Below are 17,984 nucleotides of genomic sequence, written 5' to 3'. Positions count from 1 at the left end.
CTTATCGTAAAGCGCCAATATAGTGATGTGACACTTGGGCACGGTAGATTTCTTCTTCAGTGGCTTCCAACTCATGTCGTTTCGTGTCGACCTGTTTAGGTTTTTCGATCACGGCTGTTTCTTCATAGTTAAAAACATCCATGACACTGTCTAAACGACTCACCAATCGAATCAGTTCAGCATCTTCTGTACTTAAAGCAAGCTCTGCCATTTGACGTGCATAACTTGGGTTTTCCACCAAATACATCACATCAATTACACGCCCCGATACACGGCGCAAACGTGCATAAAGTAAAGTTGCAATTGAAAAAGCATCAGCATGACTTACAACACCGCGATCTAACTTGGTCGACATATTCATCCCCTTTCAAGTGAAAAATATTTACTGACGATCTATCAAAAATCAGTCAGTAAATTAAACTTGCAAAGATTTAGCAAAATACGTACCAAAAACGTTATTGTTCACATGGTGATTCATTTATTTTAATATTTCCGCTGAGTAGAAGCATATTTAAAAAACCATTCAGAGGCAAAATACGTTAAACTTTAGCGAGTTTATTTTGTTTTATTTTGGTCTCTCAAATTTATGAAAACCGCTTCGCGTTTAAGCAGCTATTGGGTTACGTGTGCCGATGGCTTAGAAACCTTACTCCAAGAAGAATTAGAAGGTTTAGGTGTTCAAAACATTGAACGTTTTCCTGGGCGTTTAGTTTTCAAAGGTACACTGGAACATGCCTATCGCATTTGTATGTGGTCGCGTCTTGCTTCGCGTGTACTCACACCAATTCATGTCCATGAGCTGGAATTTAGCCATGATGCACGTGATGTCGCTGAAGAGCTCTACGAAGGTGCAATGAACTTTGATTGGTCGCTAATTTTTGCACCACAAAGCACCTTCGCCGTTCGTTTACATATTGAACGTGAAATTAAGGTGAACAGCCAGTTTGCAACTCTACGCGTAAAAGACGGTATCGTCGATTCATTCATGGAAGCTGTCGGTAAACGTCCAAGTATTGATATTAAGCAACCTGAAATTACCATTTATGCACTCGCAGGAAAAACTGAACACACATACTGTTTAGACTTATCTGGTGATTCATTGCATAAACGTGGCTACCGTCGTTATATGACCGATGCCCCAATTAAAGAAAATTTAGCTGCTGCGATTTTACAAAAAGCCAAGCTCCTTACAAAAAGACCCGATATTTTCCTTGACCCAATGTGTGGTTCTGGGACGTTCATTATTGAAGCATTAATGATGCTGACTGACCGCGCACCTGGTTTAGTTCGTCGTTTCGGTTTCAATGGCTGGAATGGCCATGACCATGATCTGTGGATGAGCATTAAAGCGGAAGCAGCTGAACGCCATCAAACAGCCTTGGAACAACCCCTTCCTAAGTTCTACGCATTTGATGCAGACTGGGAAGCAGTAAAAGCCACCAAGCAAAATATTATTGCTGCTGGTTTTGAACGTGTACTTGACCAGATCCAAATCGAAGAACGGACTTTAGCCGACTGGCCGAACTTTGAAGCCGAAGGAAAAACAGCCTTTATTGTGACCAACCCACCTTATGGTGAGCGTTTGGGTGATAAAGCCTCAAACCGTGCTTTATATTTAGGCTTATCTGCTTTACTGCAAAAGAACTTCCCAAATCAAACCGCAGCAGTTATCGCTGCAGCCGTTGAGCAAGCTGATGTATTGGCGCTGAATGACCCACAAACCATGCGTTTGATGAATGGTAAACTGCCAATTTACGTGCGTTCAGGTTCAGTTAAACCTGTTGCAGTGATCAAGCCGTTCTTGGAAACATGGCAACCGCAACAGTTTGAAGCAATTGAAGGCGCTGAAGACTTTGCTAACCGTTTACAAAAGAACATGCAGACCTTAAAGAAATGGGCAGTGAAAGAAAACATTCACTGTTTACGTTTATATGATGCCGATCTTCCAGACTTTAACGTTGCAGTCGATTTATATGGCGAACGCTTACATGTCCAAGAATATGCGCCACCGAAAAAAATCGATCCTGAAAAAGCCAAGAAACGCTTCAATCTTGCTTTACAGGCCATTCGTGCGGTGACAGGTTTAGGCCGTGATGCGATCTTTATCAAAACACGTGCTCGCCAAGAAGGTAAAACTCAATATACCAAGCAAAGTACTGCTTCTAAGCGTTTTATCGTGCAAGAAGGCAAAGCAAAAATCTTAGTGAACTTAACTGATTACTTAGATACTGGCTTGTTCTTAGACCACCGTCAAATCCGTCTACGCATCGCACAAGAAGCGCGTGGTAAGCACTTCTTGAACTTGTATAGCTATACCTCTACAGCCAGCTTACATGCAGCTTTAGGCGGTGCAGCAAGTACCACCAGCGTCGATCTTTCAAATACTTATTTGAACTGGTCTAAAGAGAACTTCGTCTTGAACGGCTTAACGGTCGATCATGCCGATGAACAACATCAGTTCTTTGCCAGCGACTGTTTTGAGTGGTTAAAAGAAGGTCATGAGCAATATGAGCTGATCTTTATTGACCCACCAACCTTCTCAAACTCGAAGAAGTTCTACGGTACCTTTGATGTACAACGCGACCATTTATCCTTGCTGAAACGTGCAATGAACCGTTTAACTACGGATGGTACCTTGTACTTCTCGAACAACTACCGTGGTTTTGAAATGGACGAAGAAATTTTAGCGTTCTTTGATGTCGAAGAAATTACCAGTGAAACCATTGGGCCAGATTTCAAGCGCAATCAAAAAATCCATCGTGCGTGGAAAATTACCCATCCAAAAAACTAATGCACTGAAGATGAAATACCCGCTGGCATTTCATCTTCACTAAATTATGTATTAGACAATGTTCAGATATAAAAAAGGGACGAAATACGTCCCTTTTATTATGTTAGATCATTATCTTTTACATTATTCAGTCAGGAAATTGGTTTGCCCATATTTGTAATCAACTGACATTTTCATGACATTCCCTTCACGTTTCACCTGCCCTGAACTCTGCATCGTCGAAAGCATGCTTTCGATCTCTTGATCAGACATGCTGATGCCTCCTTTTTGCAGATAATTATTCATGATGCGCGAGATCATATTTTTATCAAACTGAATATCTGCTCTGTATTCCATTAAACTCGGCATCATTTTCACCATACTCATCAGCGTCGATTGATGGCTCGGCATAATACGTCCCGTCACATTCGCTTGTGCAACCCCTTCCCCAATAGCAAATTGGTTCTCTTTGGATTCAAAACGGAAACCTTCATTGATCACTGCCAATAAAGCAGGCTCCATATCTTTTTCCATTGCCTCTTTTGCCAAACAACTGTTTTCACTTTTCGCCAAAATATCAAACAGCGTCTGTAATTTTTGTCGGTTTACATCGAGCACATTAAAATTAAACTGCACGTTTTGGACTGCGGGTGCTGAAGGCATTTTCATTTCATCTAGACGCAACAACATTTCAGTGTTTACAACTCGGTCTGTCAGTTCACTTTGCGTTTCTATACTAAAATTCTTCAGTTCGGCATTGGTAGGTTTATTGATATCACGATCTGACATTTTCAACAAATCCATCTGAATTTTGGTTTCACCCGCCTCAAGATATTCACCATTGAGCCCTTGGTTACTTTCTAGCTTTAGCCCCACCATTTGCAAATGTATATTTGGATCGGTGACTGTTAGATTCGGAATTTCAAGCTGTAAATCCAGTATCTTAAGCTGTTGTTCGATCGGTTTTGCCCGAAACTTTAATGTCATCGGGTCTAATCTAGACTGGAGTTGAGCCTCATTGCGGGTAATCACTGGCGTAGTCAAGGTACTATTCAAAGTACCCAACCAATTCACTTTGCTTTGTACTTTAAGTGGTTCCTTCAACAAAGACTGAAGTGCGCCAGGTGCTTGCGTAATATTAATATCTGAACGAATCGCATATCCATTCCAACTCCGTTGAATATGATCCTGCCCCTTCAATTGGATCACTTCTTTCGGTTTACATGGGTCTAGTACTAATTCAGCGGTCCAGTTCGCACTGCCATTTAAAGCCCCCATTTGAAATTGTTGATATTGCAAATTTAAATCATTCGACTGTTTGGTGCTGTGTTGATAATAAGCCTTCAAACTTTTATCTGCATAAAGATTACCCCCTACTGCGACCACAGCAAGCGTAAGTACGCCTCCAATACCCCACTTCAATTGAGTCATTTCTTCTATCTCAAGTTGTTTGTTTTTTATTAATATAAATTATAAAGAGAATCTTCAAATAAAGATAATTGTTTTGCGAATAAACCACTTAGATGCCACACCCATCACATAAATATGAAAACTTACGTCACATTTTGGCTTAAAAATGTCATCTTTTAACATTTCTGTCCCGCAATAAAAAACCCAGCCGAAGCTGGGTTTTTTAGTTTCAATGAACCATGTAAATGATTAACTCATTTTCACTTTATCAAAGCTCAACTGACCATCATGTGCAGTGATCATGATATTGTCTCCAGCCACATAGTAACCAGACAATATTTTTTGCGCTAAGTTGTTTTCAACCTGTTGCTGGATGGCACGTTTCAATGGACGTGCACCGTATACAGGGTCAAAACCAGCGTCAATCAATAAGTCAAAGGCTTGATCATCCACCGTTAAGCGCATATCTTTTTCAACCAAACGATCACGTAAACGATCCAATTGAATATTCGCAATACCACGAATTTGCGCCTTTTTGAGTGAATGGAAAACCACTAACTCATCAATACGGTTGATAAACTCTGGACGGAAATGTTGCGTCACGGCATTCATCACCACTGCTCGCACTTCTTCATCCAAAGGATTGTCACCCAACTCACGCACATCACTCGAACCTAAATTCGATGTCATGACGATCACGGTATTTTTAAAGTCAACCACGCGACCTTGTGAATCCGTTAGACGACCATCATCCAATACTTGGAGCAAGATGTTAAACACATCAGGATGTGCTTTTTCCACTTCATCGAATAGCACGACACTATACGGTTTACGACGTACAGCTTCGGTTAATACACCACCTTCTTCGTAGCCAACATAACCAGGAGGTGCACCCACCAAACGGCTGACAGAGTGTTTTTCCATAAACTCGGACATGTCGATACGAATCATGGCATCGTCACTATCAAACAAGAAGTTTGCCAGTGCTTTGGTCAACTCTGTTTTACCAACACCAGTTGGGCCCAAGAATAAGAACGAGCCGCTTGGTCGGTTCGGATCGGATAAGCCAGCACGCGAACGACGAACCGCATTAGATACTGCAACCACAGCATCATCCTGCCCGACGACACGGTTATGTAAGAACTCTTCCATATGGAGAAGTTTCTCACGTTCACCTTGCATCATTTTAGCCACTGGAATGCCCGTAGCAGCACTAACGACTTCTGCAATTTCATTGTCAGTGACTTTGTTGCGCAGTAGTTTTGGCTCTTCTTTTTCCTCAACGACTTCTTCTTCATTGAGACGTTTTTCCAGCTCTGGAATCACACCATACTGAAGACGCGACATTTCACCCAAGTCGTTTTCACGCTGCGCTTTTTGCAGCGCAATACGAGCCTGATCCAATTCAGCTTGAACTTGTTTGGTGCCTTCAACTAAGGTTTTTTCAGCTTTCCAAACCTCTTCTAGATCATTGTATTCGTGTTGAACTTCGCTAATTTGCTTTTCAAGATGAGCGACTTCCGCACGACTACCGGCATCTTCATCCTTTTTCACTGCTTCAAGTTGCAGTTTCAATTGAATCAAACGACGTTCAAGTTTATCCAAAGCTTCTGGCTTAGAGTCCAGCTCCATTTTGATACGAGAAGCCGCTTCATCAATCAAATCAATCGCTTTATCAGGCAATTGACGGTCGGTGATATAGCGATGTGACATTTTCGCTGCTGCAATAATGGCAGAGTCTAAAATTTTCACACCATGGTGCACTTCGTAACGCTCTTTCAGACCACGTAAAATCGCAATGGTGTCTTCCACACTTGGCTCATCGACCAACACTTTTTGGAAGCGACGCTCTAGCGCAGCATCTTTCTCAATGAATTGGCGATATTCATCTAATGTGGTTGCACCGACACAGCGTAACTCACCACGTGCCAGAGCAGGTTTGAGCATATTACCTGCATCCATCGCACCATCGCCTTTACCTGCGCCCACCAGCGTGTGTAATTCATCGATAAACAAAATGACTTCACCATCTTGTTTAGACAAATCTTTCAGTACTGCTTTTAAGCGCTCTTCAAACTCGCCGCGGTATTTAGCACCTGCAAGCAATGAACCTAAATCTAAGGATAAAACACGTTTACCTTGTAAGCTTTCAGGCACTTCACGGTTAATAATCCGCTGTGCTAAGCCCTCAACAATGGCTGTTTTACCCACCCCTGGTTCACCAATCAACACTGGGTTATTTTTGGTACGACGCGACAAAACTTGAATGGTACGACGAATTTCATCATCACGCCCAATCACAGGATCTAACTTACCTGCAAGTGCGCGTTCTGTTAAATCAATGGTGTATTTATTTAGAGAATCACGTTGATCTTCATGATTGTTGCTCATGACTTTCTCATCACCTCGAATTTTTAAAATGACTTTGCGTAAGCTTTCTGCTTGCACGCCCACACTGTTGAGTAGCGTTTTAGTTGCCCCCACTTCGGCCAAGGCTTGCATCACCCAATCGGTAGACAAAAACTCATCACCTGCTTTTTGCGCGAAGCTATCTGCCAAATTCAGCGCTTTGACTGCCTCTGAACTTAAGTTGACGTCTCCTGTGGGATTAGTCAGTGTTGGTGCATCAGCTAGTGCTTGTTTTAATTTGCTTTGTAAAGCAGGTAAATTGGCACCCGCTTGTTGCAACAAACTCAGATTAGAGGTTTCTTCTAACAATGTTGATAAGATATGAATACCTTCAATTGCGGTATGGTCTTTCCCCACTGCAAGTGATTGAGCATCTGAGAGAGCTTGCTGTAAGCGGTTTGTGAATTTTTCAAATCGCATTCTTGTTTTCCTCACAACAAATTTCGAACTTGATGGATATATGGGAACAATTGCTCAAAATTCAATTCAAATTTAATTAATTTTTCTACATTTTAACTTATTTTTCATTAGCTTATATTAACAATAAATTCATAAGACTCGGTTATAAGATGGGTCTTACCCGCCTTATTTTCAAGCGCCAACCTAGATTATTTATGTATTAAAGACCACGACGACCTATCAATCCGTGACAACCAAAATCATTTGATCAATTATTATTCAAACAAGCAACGCATTTTTCTATTTATTCGTGTGATGAATTGTGTCCCAGTTTACGGAATCAAAACAAAAGCGTGAAACATGAAAAAGGCCGATCACTAGATCAGCCTCAAATGACTTAAAAGTCAGCGTTTAATTTGCTTCAATAATCTCAAAATCATGGGTGATTTCAACCCCACCATCCATCAACATTTTGCTCGCAGAACAGTACTTTTCTGCCGATAATTCCACAGCTTTTGCGACTTGTTTTTCCTTCACCGCATGACCCGTAATCACGAAATGTAAGTGGATTTTTGTGAACACTGCAGGGATGCTATCTGCCCGCTCTGCCTTGAGTTCACAGCGTACATCGGTAATTTCTTGGCGTGATTTTTTAAGTATGGTCACGATGTCAAAAGAGGCACAACCACCCAGTCCCGTCAGGATCAATTCCATTGGTCTTGGACCACGGTTTTCACCACCATATTCTGGCGATCCATCCATGATAACACTGTGACCACTTTGAGTTTTTGCTTCGAAAGCAACATTCTCTAACCAATGAACAGTTGTTTGCATTGCAAGTACCTAAAAAAAGCTATAGATTGACGAAGTGACTGTACACTAACATAAATTGAGTTGATAAGGAATTTCAGCTCTGACTGTGTGACAAGTTCACCCTAGGTCTGTGCGATCTATATTTTATCCATTTTCGGAACCGTTAGCATGACTTCAAGCTTTTCACAATTAAGCACTGATGCGCTGTCTCCAGGTCAACTCCCCGAGTCAGTCAAAGCATTATTAAAACGCGCATATATTAATCGTTATCCTAAGCGTACCACCATCGTAGATGCAGGCTCAGAATCTAAATCTTTATATTTGATTTTAAAAGGTTCGGTCTCCATTATTCTGCGTGAAGACGATGAACGTGAAATCGTGGTCGCTTATTTAAATGCGGGTGATTTTTTTGGGGAAATGGGGCTATTCGAAGCAAACTCACAACGCACTGCTGAAGTGCGTACCCGTGATGTCTGCGAAATTGCTGAAGTAACTTATGAAAACTTCCATGAACTCAGCAAGCAATACCCTGACCTAAGCTATGCAGTATTTGCACAGCTGGTACGCCGTCTAAAAAATACCACACGTAAAGTGACTGACCTTGCATTTATCGATGTTTCAGGTCGTATTGCACGTTGCCTAATCGACTTATCGTCGCAACCTGAAGCGATGATTTTACCAAATGGCCGCCAAATTCGTATTACACGTCAAGAGATTGGACGTATTGTCGGTTGTTCACGTGAAATGGTTGGTCGTGTTTTGAAAACACTCGAAGAGCAAGGCATGATCGAAACTGATGGTAAAGCCATCTTAATTTTTGATGCCTCTTTAGAAGAGTCAAAAGCGAATGCTGATGACTATGAAGACGAAGAATAAGACTTTTCTTCGTAGCTGATACAGCCAAAAGCAAATCTTAGGATTTGCTTTTTTTATGTCTTTAAATCTATTGCTATTTTCACAAAATCCTACTTTGACAAAATCATGACAAACTTTGTAAAAATAGTGATTTAACCTACTGGGCATAACTGTGTAACCTAATTCGACCGAAAAAACGCAGTCCATAAAAGGAAATGTTGAATGCAATTTAAACCCTTAGCCAATACAGGCATTTTGGTTCCTGAAATTTGTCTCGGTACCATGACCTTTGGTGAACAAAACACTCAAGCTCAAGCCTTTGAACAACTTGATTATGCCTTAGCGCAAGGCATTAACTTTTGGGACACTGCTGAAATGTACCCTGTTCCTCCAAAACCTGAAACCCAAGGTGCAACCGAAAGTATTATTGGCCAATGGATTGCCCAGCGCGGCGGTCGAGACAAGCTATTTCTAGCCTCTAAAATTGCGGGGCCATCGCAAGGTGGTAGTCATATTCGTGATGGACAGACTCGTTTTAATGCAACCGATATTTCTTCTGCCCTAGATGGCAACCTAAAGCGTTTACAGACCGATTATATCGATTTATATCAGCTACACTGGCCACAGCGCCCAACCAACTTTTTCGGCAAATTAGGCTATGAAAACAGTGAAGTCCAGAGCACGCAAACCTTGACCTCTTTGCAAGAAACACTACAAGCATTAGAAGCAGAGATTCAAAAAGGGCGTATTCGTTATATTGGCTTATCTAATGAAACACCATGGGGCACCATGAAATTCCTGCAGATTGCAGAACAGCTTGGTCTATCTAAATTTGTCAGTGTGCAGAACCCATATAGCCTATTGAACCGTACTTATGAAATTGGTATGTCAGAAATTGCGAAATATGAAGGCGTTGGTTTACTCGCTTACTCCCCACTCGCTTTTGGCTATCTCACAGGTAAATTCCGTAATGGTGCACGCCCAGCGAATGCTCGCGTGACACTTTTCAGCCGCTTTAGTCGTTACAGCAACCTAGAGAGTGAATGGGCAACAGAACAGTATGCACAACTGGCTGAACGTCATGGTTTAATGCCGACACAACTGGCTTTAGCCTTTATCAAGCAGCAATTTTTTGTGACCAGTACGATTATTGGGGCGACCAACTTAGACCAGTTGAAAGAAAATATTCAAGCCTTTGAGATTGATTTATCCGAAGATGTTTTACAGGGTATTCAAGCTATTCATCAGCAACAACCTAATCCTGCGCCATAGATATTTCTTAGTTAGCTGTTCAGGTGAAACACGACTTCACCTGTCACAAATCATTTATGATTTTCAAAATCATAAGATGACATTAAAAAAGGACGCCTTTGCGTCCTTTTTTATTCAAAATAAATTAACGTCTTTGATTATAAACCGCTTGAGCAGCGGCTAAGTTCTTACGCATTGCTTCAATACGTTGGCTGTTTGACGGGTGAGTCGACAGGAATGAAGAACCGCCTGCTCCATCGAGCTTATTCATTTTTTCCCACAGACTAATTGCGGCTTGAGGGTTATAGCCTGCTTTAGCCATCAACATTAAACCACCTTGGTCTGCACGACTTTCTAGGCTACGTGAGTAAGGCAAACCAATACCAATTTGACTACCTAACTGCGCTGCTGCTGAACCCGTTTGACCTACACCTGCCGCACTTAGACCAATCCCCAAAGCCAAATCCGTTAATGCCTGCGCACCAACCTTACTCTTTGAGTGCTCTTCTAAAGCATGCACCATTTCATGTCCCATCACCGCTGCAATTTCAGCATCAGTTAGGTTCAATTTATCTACAATACCTGTGTAGAACACCACCTTACCACCAGGTGCAACATAGGCGTTGACCTGATTTGACTTAAGTACTGCCAACTGCCAGTCAAATTTCGTTCCAGTTTGATTCATTTGATCAGCATATGGCTTCAAGCGATTGAATACACCATAAATACGCTTATACGTTGTTGATGAGGTATCTAAGGTCTTTGTGCTTCGTGCTTCATTCACTGTTTTGTTGAAGCCTTGGGTTGCTGCTGCATTTAATGTTGCAGTATCTGCACCTGCCACTTCCGCAAAAGTTGCACAACCTGAAATTGTAACCACACTCGCTGCACACAAACTCATTAATATTTTATTTTTCATTATTGCTTAACTCCATCCATCTCAAAGCATTTTACATAATGTGCTGAATTATATTAAATAGATTTAAAGTGTTAAATATCATCACCACGTTTTATCATAGCAATTATGTAAAAATATCTTCACAATTAAGCACAATAAGCCAAATTTCCGCGCTAGAGCGATATCTCCGCCCCCTTAAACCCACTTACATAAACTGAATCAAAAGCCAATAAACCAAACACAGGATATTTAAACCCAAATAAAGATGGCTTAAAGGTTCAATTTTTTCCTCAAGGGTCGCACTTTTACGCTTCGCAAACAGAAATGCATTTTGGAGCAATATGATTGGCACCAAGATACAAGCAATAATCACAGACAATCCAATGAGCGCACTATAAATCACGTCTGGATCGGTGGTTTGCCCTTGAATAATCATCATCGCGATTGTTGGCGCACCACCCATAGCAAAAAGTAGTGAGTAAAAAATAGTTCCCGCGATATTCTTTTGCATCCTGCCTGCTCATCTGTTTATTGTGCATTTTATTCTATCAAGCACGTATACATTATGTCGTGCTTATTCATGCAACTTTAGTCGGGAAAATCATTCCAGCTCAGTAGCTTAAATCAATATCTGTCAAGCTCATGTACAGATCTATCGCACAAATAAAAAAAACCCTGTACGAGGCAGGGTTTTCACTCAATGCTTTATCGCTTAAGCGTCAAATGGATGACGTAAAACAATCGTTTCTTCACGGTCTGGACCTGTAGAAATGATATCGATTGGGCATTCGATTAATTGTTCAATGCGCTTTACATAGTTGATCGCTGCTTGTGGCAATTGATCCATTGATTTCGCACCAAAGGTAGACTCAGACCAACCTGGCATCGTTTCGTAAATTGGTTTTAAAGTTTCAAATGCAAGCGCATCAGAAGAACCAACACAACCAGAATCAGCAGCTTCGTAACCTACACAGATTTTCACTTCTTCTAAACCATCAAGAACGTCAAGTTTAGTTAAGCAAATACCTGAAAGTGAGTTTACATCTACAGAACGACGAAGGATTTCAGCATCGAACCAACCACAACGACGTTGACGACCCGTAGAAGCGCCAAATTCAGAACCTACAGTCCCTAAATGCTTACCAATAGCATCACCTACGTCATTTGCAGCGTCATAAACCAACTCAGTTGGGAACGGACCTGCACCTACACGTGTTGTATACGCTTTGGTAATACCCAAGACATAGTCAAGATGTAATGGACCCAAACCAGAACCTGAGCTTACGCCACCAGCAGTCGTGTTTGAAGACGTTACATACGGATATGTACCATGGTCAACATCTAGAAGTGAACCTTGAGCACCTTCAAACATGATGTTATCACCGTTTTTACGGTAATTATGCAGCTCTGTAGTGACATCAATCACAAGTGGTGCAACCACTTCACGCCATTGATCACACAGCGCAAGTACATCTTCTAATTTAACTGCTTCTACGCCGTAAAATTGTGTTAATTGGAAGTTATGATATTCAAGAAGTTCAGTTAATTGAGCTTTAAGATGCTCGCCACCACGAACCAAGTCTGCAACACGAATTGCACGGCGTGCGACTTTGTCTTCATACGCAGGGCCAATACCACGACCAGTGGTACCAATTTTCGCATTACCGCGCTTGATTTCACGCGCTTGGTCAAGTGCAATATGGTTTGGCAAAATCAGTGGACAGTTCGGAGAAATACGTAGACGTTCTTTAACTGGCACACCTTCTTTTTCAAGAATGTCCATCTCTTTGATGAGCGCCTCAGGAGAAAGCACCACACCATTACCAATTAAGCACAGTACGTTTTCACGTAAAATACCAGATGGAATGAGGTGTAATACAGTTTTCTTACCACCAACGACAAGTGTATGACCTGCGTTATGTCCGCCTTGATAACGAACGACCGCAGCCGCTTGATCTGTGAGCAGGTCGACGATTTTACCTTTACCTTCGTCGCCCCATTGGGTACCGAGTACCACAACATTCTTGCCCATAATAGCCTCATTGCATCATGCTGTTAAAATTGAAGAACTTCTCAGGTTTTAACTTACCTGAAGAAGTGATTAAATTTGTTCTACAGTCCATTGACCTGCAACATTCACCAACTGGTGCGTTGCATATGGAAGCGTAGTTAAATCATCCTGCCCCAAAAGTTGAATCACACTCATGCCTTGAGCACGCGTGTGTTCAATCGCTTGGATCAAATCTGTTTGGGTACCTTTGGGTGCAACCACAAGACTGTTTTGCTGAAAACGACCTGCACTAAGTGCATATAAGTCACAACTAAAGCCTGTTGCTGGGCGTGCACGCCCAAAGTGCTCACCAATTCCGTCATAGCGTCCACCTTGTGCCAATGGCGCAGCACGGTTTGGTGCATAAACAGCATACATTAAGCCCGTATGGTAGTGATACGAACGTAGCTCAACCACATCAATACCCATCTGAAGATTTGGCCAACGTGCTTGAATCTCAGATTGTGTGGTTTTTAATGCATCAAAAGCGTGCTTAAATTCTGCATCGGCAATAACTTCTGCACTTAAATGCGTTTGCAAGGCATCTAAGTCACTGGCATAACGACCTAAAGTATAAAAGTCAGCACCAAAGTTTAAATCTTGGGTAAATTCTGCCAATTCTGGTAGAGCTTTACGTTGGTATAAATCAGAGAGTTGACGTTCAGTCGCTTTGTTTAAACCTGCAACCTTCACCATACTACGAAATAAGCCCACATGGCCTAAATCCAAATGGATACCGTCTGCAAAACCTGTTTTTTCAAGCAGGCTGATCATCACATCAATCAGTTCAACATCGGCATCGATGCTGTCTGAACCGAATAGCTCAGCACCTAACTGCAAAGGTGTACGCGTGGTATTAAAGCCTTGTGGTTTGGTATGTAGGACTGTTCCTGCATAGCAATAACGAGCAACGCCTTCAACTGGATGTACATGCGCATCAATACGAGCCACTTGTGGTGTCATATCTGCACGTACACCAAGCAAACGACCAGAAAGCTGATCAATCACTTTAAAAGTGGCTAAGTCTAAATCTTGATTCGATTCTGAAAGAGAAGATAACGATTCGATGTATTCAATGAATGGCGTGTACACCAACTGATAACCTCGAGTTGCGAGGAAATCTAATGCTTGACGACGCAAAGTTTCAATCACTTGCGCCTGTTCTGGTAGTACATCAGCTACACCATCAGGTAATAACCATGTCTCTGAAATGGGCATGTTGTAAACCTAAAATCTTGTCTGCGCGGAACGAATCCGCATAAAAAAATCGGGGCACACCCGATTTCTCTTAGTCTATCACGATACAATGTGCTGTGCATTAGACAATTTCGGAAAATTTAATTTATCGTTTCGATGTCATCGTTAACAACTTTATAAATTCTTACCGATTTTGAGCGAGTCATTCAAAACATGGCTTTAGACAATGCCCAAGTATCAGAATAAATAATATTAACTCATCCTAGTGCTCTGTACAGATTGGAAAAATTCATATAAGACTTTGTTTTATCTTTTATTTCCAATTATACCTATGCTTGCACAAAAGACACATTATTTTATACTTCAGCTCAATTTAACAGCAACAATAAATACAACGGCGTTATACAGATAACACTTTTAATCACACCGTTTTTACTTGGGGAAAATTCGATGGAAATGCACAGCAACTTATATTACAAGCATCCAGATGCTCAAATCATGTCAAAATTAGACCGATTATTTCAAGAACATCGCGGCGATGCGAGTCAATTTACAGCTTTAGTCTGTGACATTAATCCAGACCATGGCGCTGAACTGGCCGAAGATATTTTAAATACCGTCGATAATATCGAGTTTGACTTAGGTCCTGAATCGCTATACTCCCTCGCGGGTTATTCCATCGCACACTTTGTCCATGGTTCATCAGGTGATGAGTTCATGGAAGCGATTTTGTTCTTCCTGAAAGCCTTGCTTCCAGACATCCATGCGCAAGCATGGGGTTGCGGTGATGATGATCCTTGGGAGTTTTGGTTCAAATTTGAAGGTGATGAACTGGTTCGTGAAGATGATGAACCCCTAAATGATCCTGAAGAAGATGAAGAAATTAAAGCCAGTATTTATGCATGGTGGCACGCAGATCTACCTAAAGAAATTAAAGAAGGCTTTTTAAACGAAGAGTCATAACATCCTAAGCAGCATGACTAGAGTGCAAGTCTATCACTTTGAGTCATGCTGTCACATTCACGGGCGATTTTGTTATCAACTTTTGAGCTACCAAATCGGCAGTTCTGTGGTTTGTTTGATATTTTGCAAAGGAATTTCTGTTTTAATACTTTGTATATTGGGGATTTTATTCAAGCGATGGATTTGAAACTGTCGATAGGCGTCTAAGTCTGCAACCACAATACGTAAAAAGAAATCACAATCCCCTGCCATTAAATGACACTCGACCACTTCAGAAACTTCACGAATCGATTCAACAAATTGGTTCACAGTTTGCGGATCCTGACTTTTTAGCCAAATGCGTGCAAACACGGTCAAACGCAGATTCACCTTAGCAGGATCAACCAAAGCCACATAAGCCCGAATAATCCCGTCTTCTTCTAGCTGTTTTACTCGCCTTAAACACGGTGAGGCAGACAGTCCGATACGCTGAGCCAACTCATTATTTTGAAGTTTTCCATCAACTTGTAGCACTTGCAATATACGTTTATCGGTTTGATCCATAAATTTCACCTCCTAAAGCATAATTTTGCTCATATTTAACCAATTACAGCATATTATTCCAAACAAGCCCTATATTAAGCTAAATAAAGCAAAAAATATCTTCGGAAAAAGCCTAAACTTATTCACCTACTGCACCAAAACCTAGCACGCATAGGCGATTTAAAATGTTCTCCCTTAGAAATACGACTCAAGAACTCAATGACTCTACAGATTACGTCGAGTTTAAACGTGGTATTAAAACATCTATCCCCATGCTGCTGGGCATTATTCCTTTTGCTTTGGTCCTAGGAACACAATGAACCGTACCGGGTTTGTCGGAGATTTTTTTATTTAAGTTAGGCCACCTGACCTAACGGGTTAATCTTATCATAGTACATTGCTTCAAACTCAAAAGGCGATACATAACCCAGTGCACTGTGTACACGCTTTTTATTGAACCAATCTACCCAGTTTAGTGTCGCAAGTTGTACATCTGCTAAACCTTGCCAATCTGCTTTTAAATATTCAATCACCTCTGTTTTGTATAAGCCATTCACCGTTTCAGCCAGAGCATTATCGTATGAATCACCAGTCGTACCGACTGATGCTCGTAAATTTGCTGCTTCTAAACGATTGGTATAGCGAATGGAAAGATATTGCACACCTCTGTCGGAATGATGAATCACATTCTTTGGCATGCCTCGATCGTGCAATGCTTGCTCAAGTGCATCGAGCACCATATCTGTATTCATCCGTGTAGATACTTTCCATCCAACAATTGCTCGTGAGAACACATCAATAATAAAGGCGGTATAGACCCAGCCTTAATTTGTTTGAATATAGGGGTGAGTAGACCAAGGGAATTTCACCCTTAGCCCCTCGCAGAACCGGACATGAACCTCTCAGCTCATCCGGCTCCCATTATCCAACCGATGGTAAACATCCCATTTTCCAGTGCACAAAGGCATTTGGAAAATCACGCGCAAGTCGCCCTAAGGCATATCTAGCCCGTCTTTTATGACGGGCCAAGTTTTTATACTTACGCCTCATCCAGCGTATAAGATAAGCATTCATGTGTTGCCAGATCGCTGACATTGCTGAACCATGGAATCGACCATAGTATTGCTGCCAACCTTGAAGAATTGGATTGAATATTGCAGATAAATCACTTAATTCGCGATTACACATCAGATGTAGATGCCATTTCCGAATAGTCTGTCGCATTGCTTTAAGTGCATCACGACTGACTGCAGGAGAGAAATTTACATAAACTCTTTTATACTTGTCCACAGCCTTACGGGGCCTAAACGTGTACCCGAGAAAAGTAAATTGAACATCGGGATATGCTTTACGACGATTAATATCTTGGCAATAAACAATCTTTGTCTTGTCTGGATGCAATTCGAGACCACATTCACGAAATCGTGCATCGATCTTTTGTAAAACAAGTTTGGCTTGAGATAAACTCCGACAATGAATTACGCCATCATCTGCATAACGGCAGAACCGTACACTTTGAAGATGTTTCGTAATCCACATATCAAAAGCATAATGCATAAATAAATTCGCCAATAAAGGACTCACAACACCACCTTGTGGTGTGCCGCGATTCCTTTCTAAAAGATGGCCATTTATGTGTTGCATTGGTGCTTTTAACCAACGTTGCACATATAAAAGAATCCATGGAATTTCACAGTGTTTCTTGAGTGCACGCATGAGTAAATCATGGTCGATGTTATCAAAGAGACCTTTGATATCAAATTCCACAACCCAGTCATAATCCCAACTTCGTCTCCTCACTATCGCAATTGCATCATGGGCAGAACGCCCCGGACGATATCCATATGAGTTTGGATGAAATAATGTATCAATTTTCGGCTCTAATAAGAGCTTAACTGCTGTTTGCGCGACTCGATCTGCAACTGTTGGAATACCTAGTATACGCACGCCACCTGACTTCTTTGGAATCGGAACAGCCTTAACTGGCGGTGGAAAATAACTGCCAGAACAAAGTCGATTCCATAGTTTGTATAGGTTGTTCTTTAAATGCTTTTCGAATTGCTCAATAGATTCATGATCAACGCCTGGAGCGCCACCATTCTCTTTGACTTTTTTAAATGCCTCCCAGATTAACGCTTTAGGAATGTTAAATGGTTTGGTCATAAAGTTTTGCTCCTCCTGCTTGCACAGTTGACAAATCCGTAGACCTGGATAATGCAACCCCTTCGCTCCATTACCATTACAGTAACTTCAACACTACTACGAGTTGCTCCGCCCCTTGGTGACGCATTGCTATTATCAGCCTTGCCTTTTGAGCTTGTGCCTTTCGCTTGACATCGCCACCGAAGGTTCCCGCAGTTCAACGTAAGAGCCTGAATTAGGATCGCGCTGCCTCTACGCCGGACACCGAATGGCCCGTAAGCAGGTAACGGCCAAACTAATCGCGG

The 17,984-nt window shown here is 41.6% G+C and carries 14 protein-coding genes and 2 pseudogenes; 5 read left to right on the top strand and 11 right to left on the bottom strand.

Annotated features, from left to right (window positions below; all coding sequences use genetic code 11):
* Window position 1: 1 nt before the first annotated feature.
* A complete protein-coding gene (locus ACSC9N_RS05465) occupies window positions 2-355 on the bottom strand; it encodes a hypothetical protein (RefSeq protein ID WP_151836400.1) in 354 nt (117 codons plus the stop codon).
* Between the two features lie 231 nt (window positions 356-586).
* On the opposite strand from ACSC9N_RS05465, the gene rlmKL reads away from it, so the two are divergent.
* Window positions 587-2,791, top strand: coding sequence for a bifunctional 23S rRNA (guanine(2069)-N(7))-methyltransferase RlmK/23S rRNA (guanine(2445)-N(2))-methyltransferase RlmL (gene rlmKL / locus ACSC9N_RS05460; protein ID WP_087012145.1), 2,205 nt, complete (start codon window positions 587-589; stop codon window positions 2,789-2,791).
* Between the two features lie 123 nt (window positions 2,792-2,914).
* Here rlmKL and ACSC9N_RS05455 read toward each other — a convergent pair whose 3' ends face one another.
* From ACSC9N_RS05455 to ACSC9N_RS05445, 3 genes are all read right to left on the bottom strand, one after another.
* On the bottom strand, window positions 2,915-4,201 hold the full coding sequence (locus tag ACSC9N_RS05455) for a DUF945 family protein (RefSeq protein ID WP_279043026.1): 1,287 nt from the start codon (window positions 4,199-4,201) through the stop codon (window positions 2,915-2,917).
* 228 nt (window positions 4,202-4,429) lie between these two features.
* Entirely contained in the window at window positions 4,430-7,009 is a 2,580-nt protein-coding gene (gene clpB / locus ACSC9N_RS05450) for an ATP-dependent chaperone ClpB (RefSeq protein ID WP_126037215.1), read from the bottom strand.
* Window positions 7,010-7,399: 390 nt separating this feature from the next.
* Window positions 7,400-7,822: an OsmC family protein gene (locus ACSC9N_RS05445; protein WP_004982311.1), complete on the bottom strand. Its 423-nt coding sequence runs from the start codon at window positions 7,820-7,822 to the stop codon at window positions 7,400-7,402.
* A gap of 147 nt (window positions 7,823-7,969) precedes the next feature.
* Between ACSC9N_RS05445 and crp the strand changes: the two genes are divergently transcribed.
* Together crp and ACSC9N_RS05435 are read left to right on the top strand one after the other, a co-directional pair.
* Window positions 7,970-8,677 carry a cAMP-activated global transcriptional regulator CRP gene (gene crp / locus ACSC9N_RS05440; protein ID WP_004696183.1) on the top strand — a complete coding sequence of 236 codons (708 nt, stop codon included), beginning with the start codon at window positions 7,970-7,972 and terminating at the stop codon, window positions 8,675-8,677.
* Window positions 8,678-8,878: 201 nt separating this feature from the next.
* Window positions 8,879-9,928, top strand: coding sequence for an NADP(H)-dependent aldo-keto reductase (locus ACSC9N_RS05435; RefSeq protein ID WP_348959650.1), 1,050 nt, complete (start codon window positions 8,879-8,881; stop codon window positions 9,926-9,928).
* 124 nt (window positions 9,929-10,052) lie between these two features.
* Here ACSC9N_RS05435 and ACSC9N_RS05430 read toward each other — a convergent pair whose 3' ends face one another.
* The 4 genes from ACSC9N_RS05430 to ACSC9N_RS05415 form a co-directional block, all read right to left on the bottom strand.
* Complete coding sequence (locus ACSC9N_RS05430; protein ID WP_004982314.1) at window positions 10,053-10,826, bottom strand: M48 family metallopeptidase; 774 nt, start codon at window positions 10,824-10,826, stop codon at window positions 10,053-10,055.
* A gap of 184 nt (window positions 10,827-11,010) precedes the next feature.
* Complete coding sequence (locus tag ACSC9N_RS05425; RefSeq protein WP_004696180.1) at window positions 11,011-11,316, bottom strand: hypothetical protein; 306 nt, start codon at window positions 11,314-11,316, stop codon at window positions 11,011-11,013.
* Window positions 11,317-11,517: 201 nt separating this feature from the next.
* The gene (locus ACSC9N_RS05420) at window positions 11,518-12,837 is read right to left on the bottom strand and encodes an adenylosuccinate synthase (RefSeq protein WP_004696178.1); all 1,320 of its coding nucleotides are present in this window, start codon (window positions 12,835-12,837) and stop codon (window positions 11,518-11,520) included.
* 69 nt (window positions 12,838-12,906) lie between these two features.
* Window positions 12,907-14,073 (bottom strand): ATP phosphoribosyltransferase regulatory subunit, encoded by a 1,167-nt coding sequence (locus tag ACSC9N_RS05415; protein ID WP_062033757.1) that lies wholly within the window; start codon window positions 14,071-14,073, stop codon window positions 12,907-12,909.
* Window positions 14,074-14,502: 429 nt separating this feature from the next.
* On the opposite strand from ACSC9N_RS05415, the gene ACSC9N_RS05410 reads away from it, so the two are divergent.
* Window positions 14,503-15,015 carry a hypothetical protein gene (locus ACSC9N_RS05410; protein ID WP_279043036.1) on the top strand — a complete coding sequence of 171 codons (513 nt, stop codon included), beginning with the start codon at window positions 14,503-14,505 and terminating at the stop codon, window positions 15,013-15,015.
* 87 nt (window positions 15,016-15,102) lie between these two features.
* Here the strand turns inward: ACSC9N_RS05410 and ACSC9N_RS05405 are convergent, their stop codons facing one another.
* Window positions 15,103-15,558, bottom strand: coding sequence for an Lrp/AsnC family transcriptional regulator (locus ACSC9N_RS05405; protein ID WP_126037223.1), 456 nt, complete (start codon window positions 15,556-15,558; stop codon window positions 15,103-15,105).
* A 164-nt stretch (window positions 15,559-15,722) separates the two neighbouring features.
* On the opposite strand from ACSC9N_RS05405, the pseudogene ACSC9N_RS05400 reads away from it, so the two are divergent.
* Window positions 15,723-15,854: pseudogene (locus tag ACSC9N_RS05400) on the top strand (AzlC family ABC transporter permease); the annotation flags it as partial.
* 39 nt (window positions 15,855-15,893) lie between these two features.
* Here ACSC9N_RS05400 and ACSC9N_RS05395 read toward each other — a convergent pair.
* Window positions 15,894-16,361: pseudogene (locus ACSC9N_RS05395) on the bottom strand (IS3 family transposase); the annotation flags it as partial.
* Between the two features lie 97 nt (window positions 16,362-16,458).
* Window positions 16,459-17,700 (bottom strand): group II intron reverse transcriptase/maturase, encoded by a 1,242-nt coding sequence (ltrA, locus tag ACSC9N_RS05390; protein ID WP_439036120.1) that lies wholly within the window; start codon window positions 17,698-17,700, stop codon window positions 16,459-16,461.
* Window positions 17,701-17,984 lie beyond the last annotated feature (284 nt).

It is taken from the genome of Acinetobacter sp. PC34 (assembly GCF_051789135.1).
Classification (GTDB): Bacteria; Pseudomonadota; Gammaproteobacteria; order Pseudomonadales; family Moraxellaceae; genus Acinetobacter; species Acinetobacter johnsonii.
Note: the sequence above shows the minus strand (reverse complement) of the source record. Positions and strands in the feature narration are given on the sequence as shown.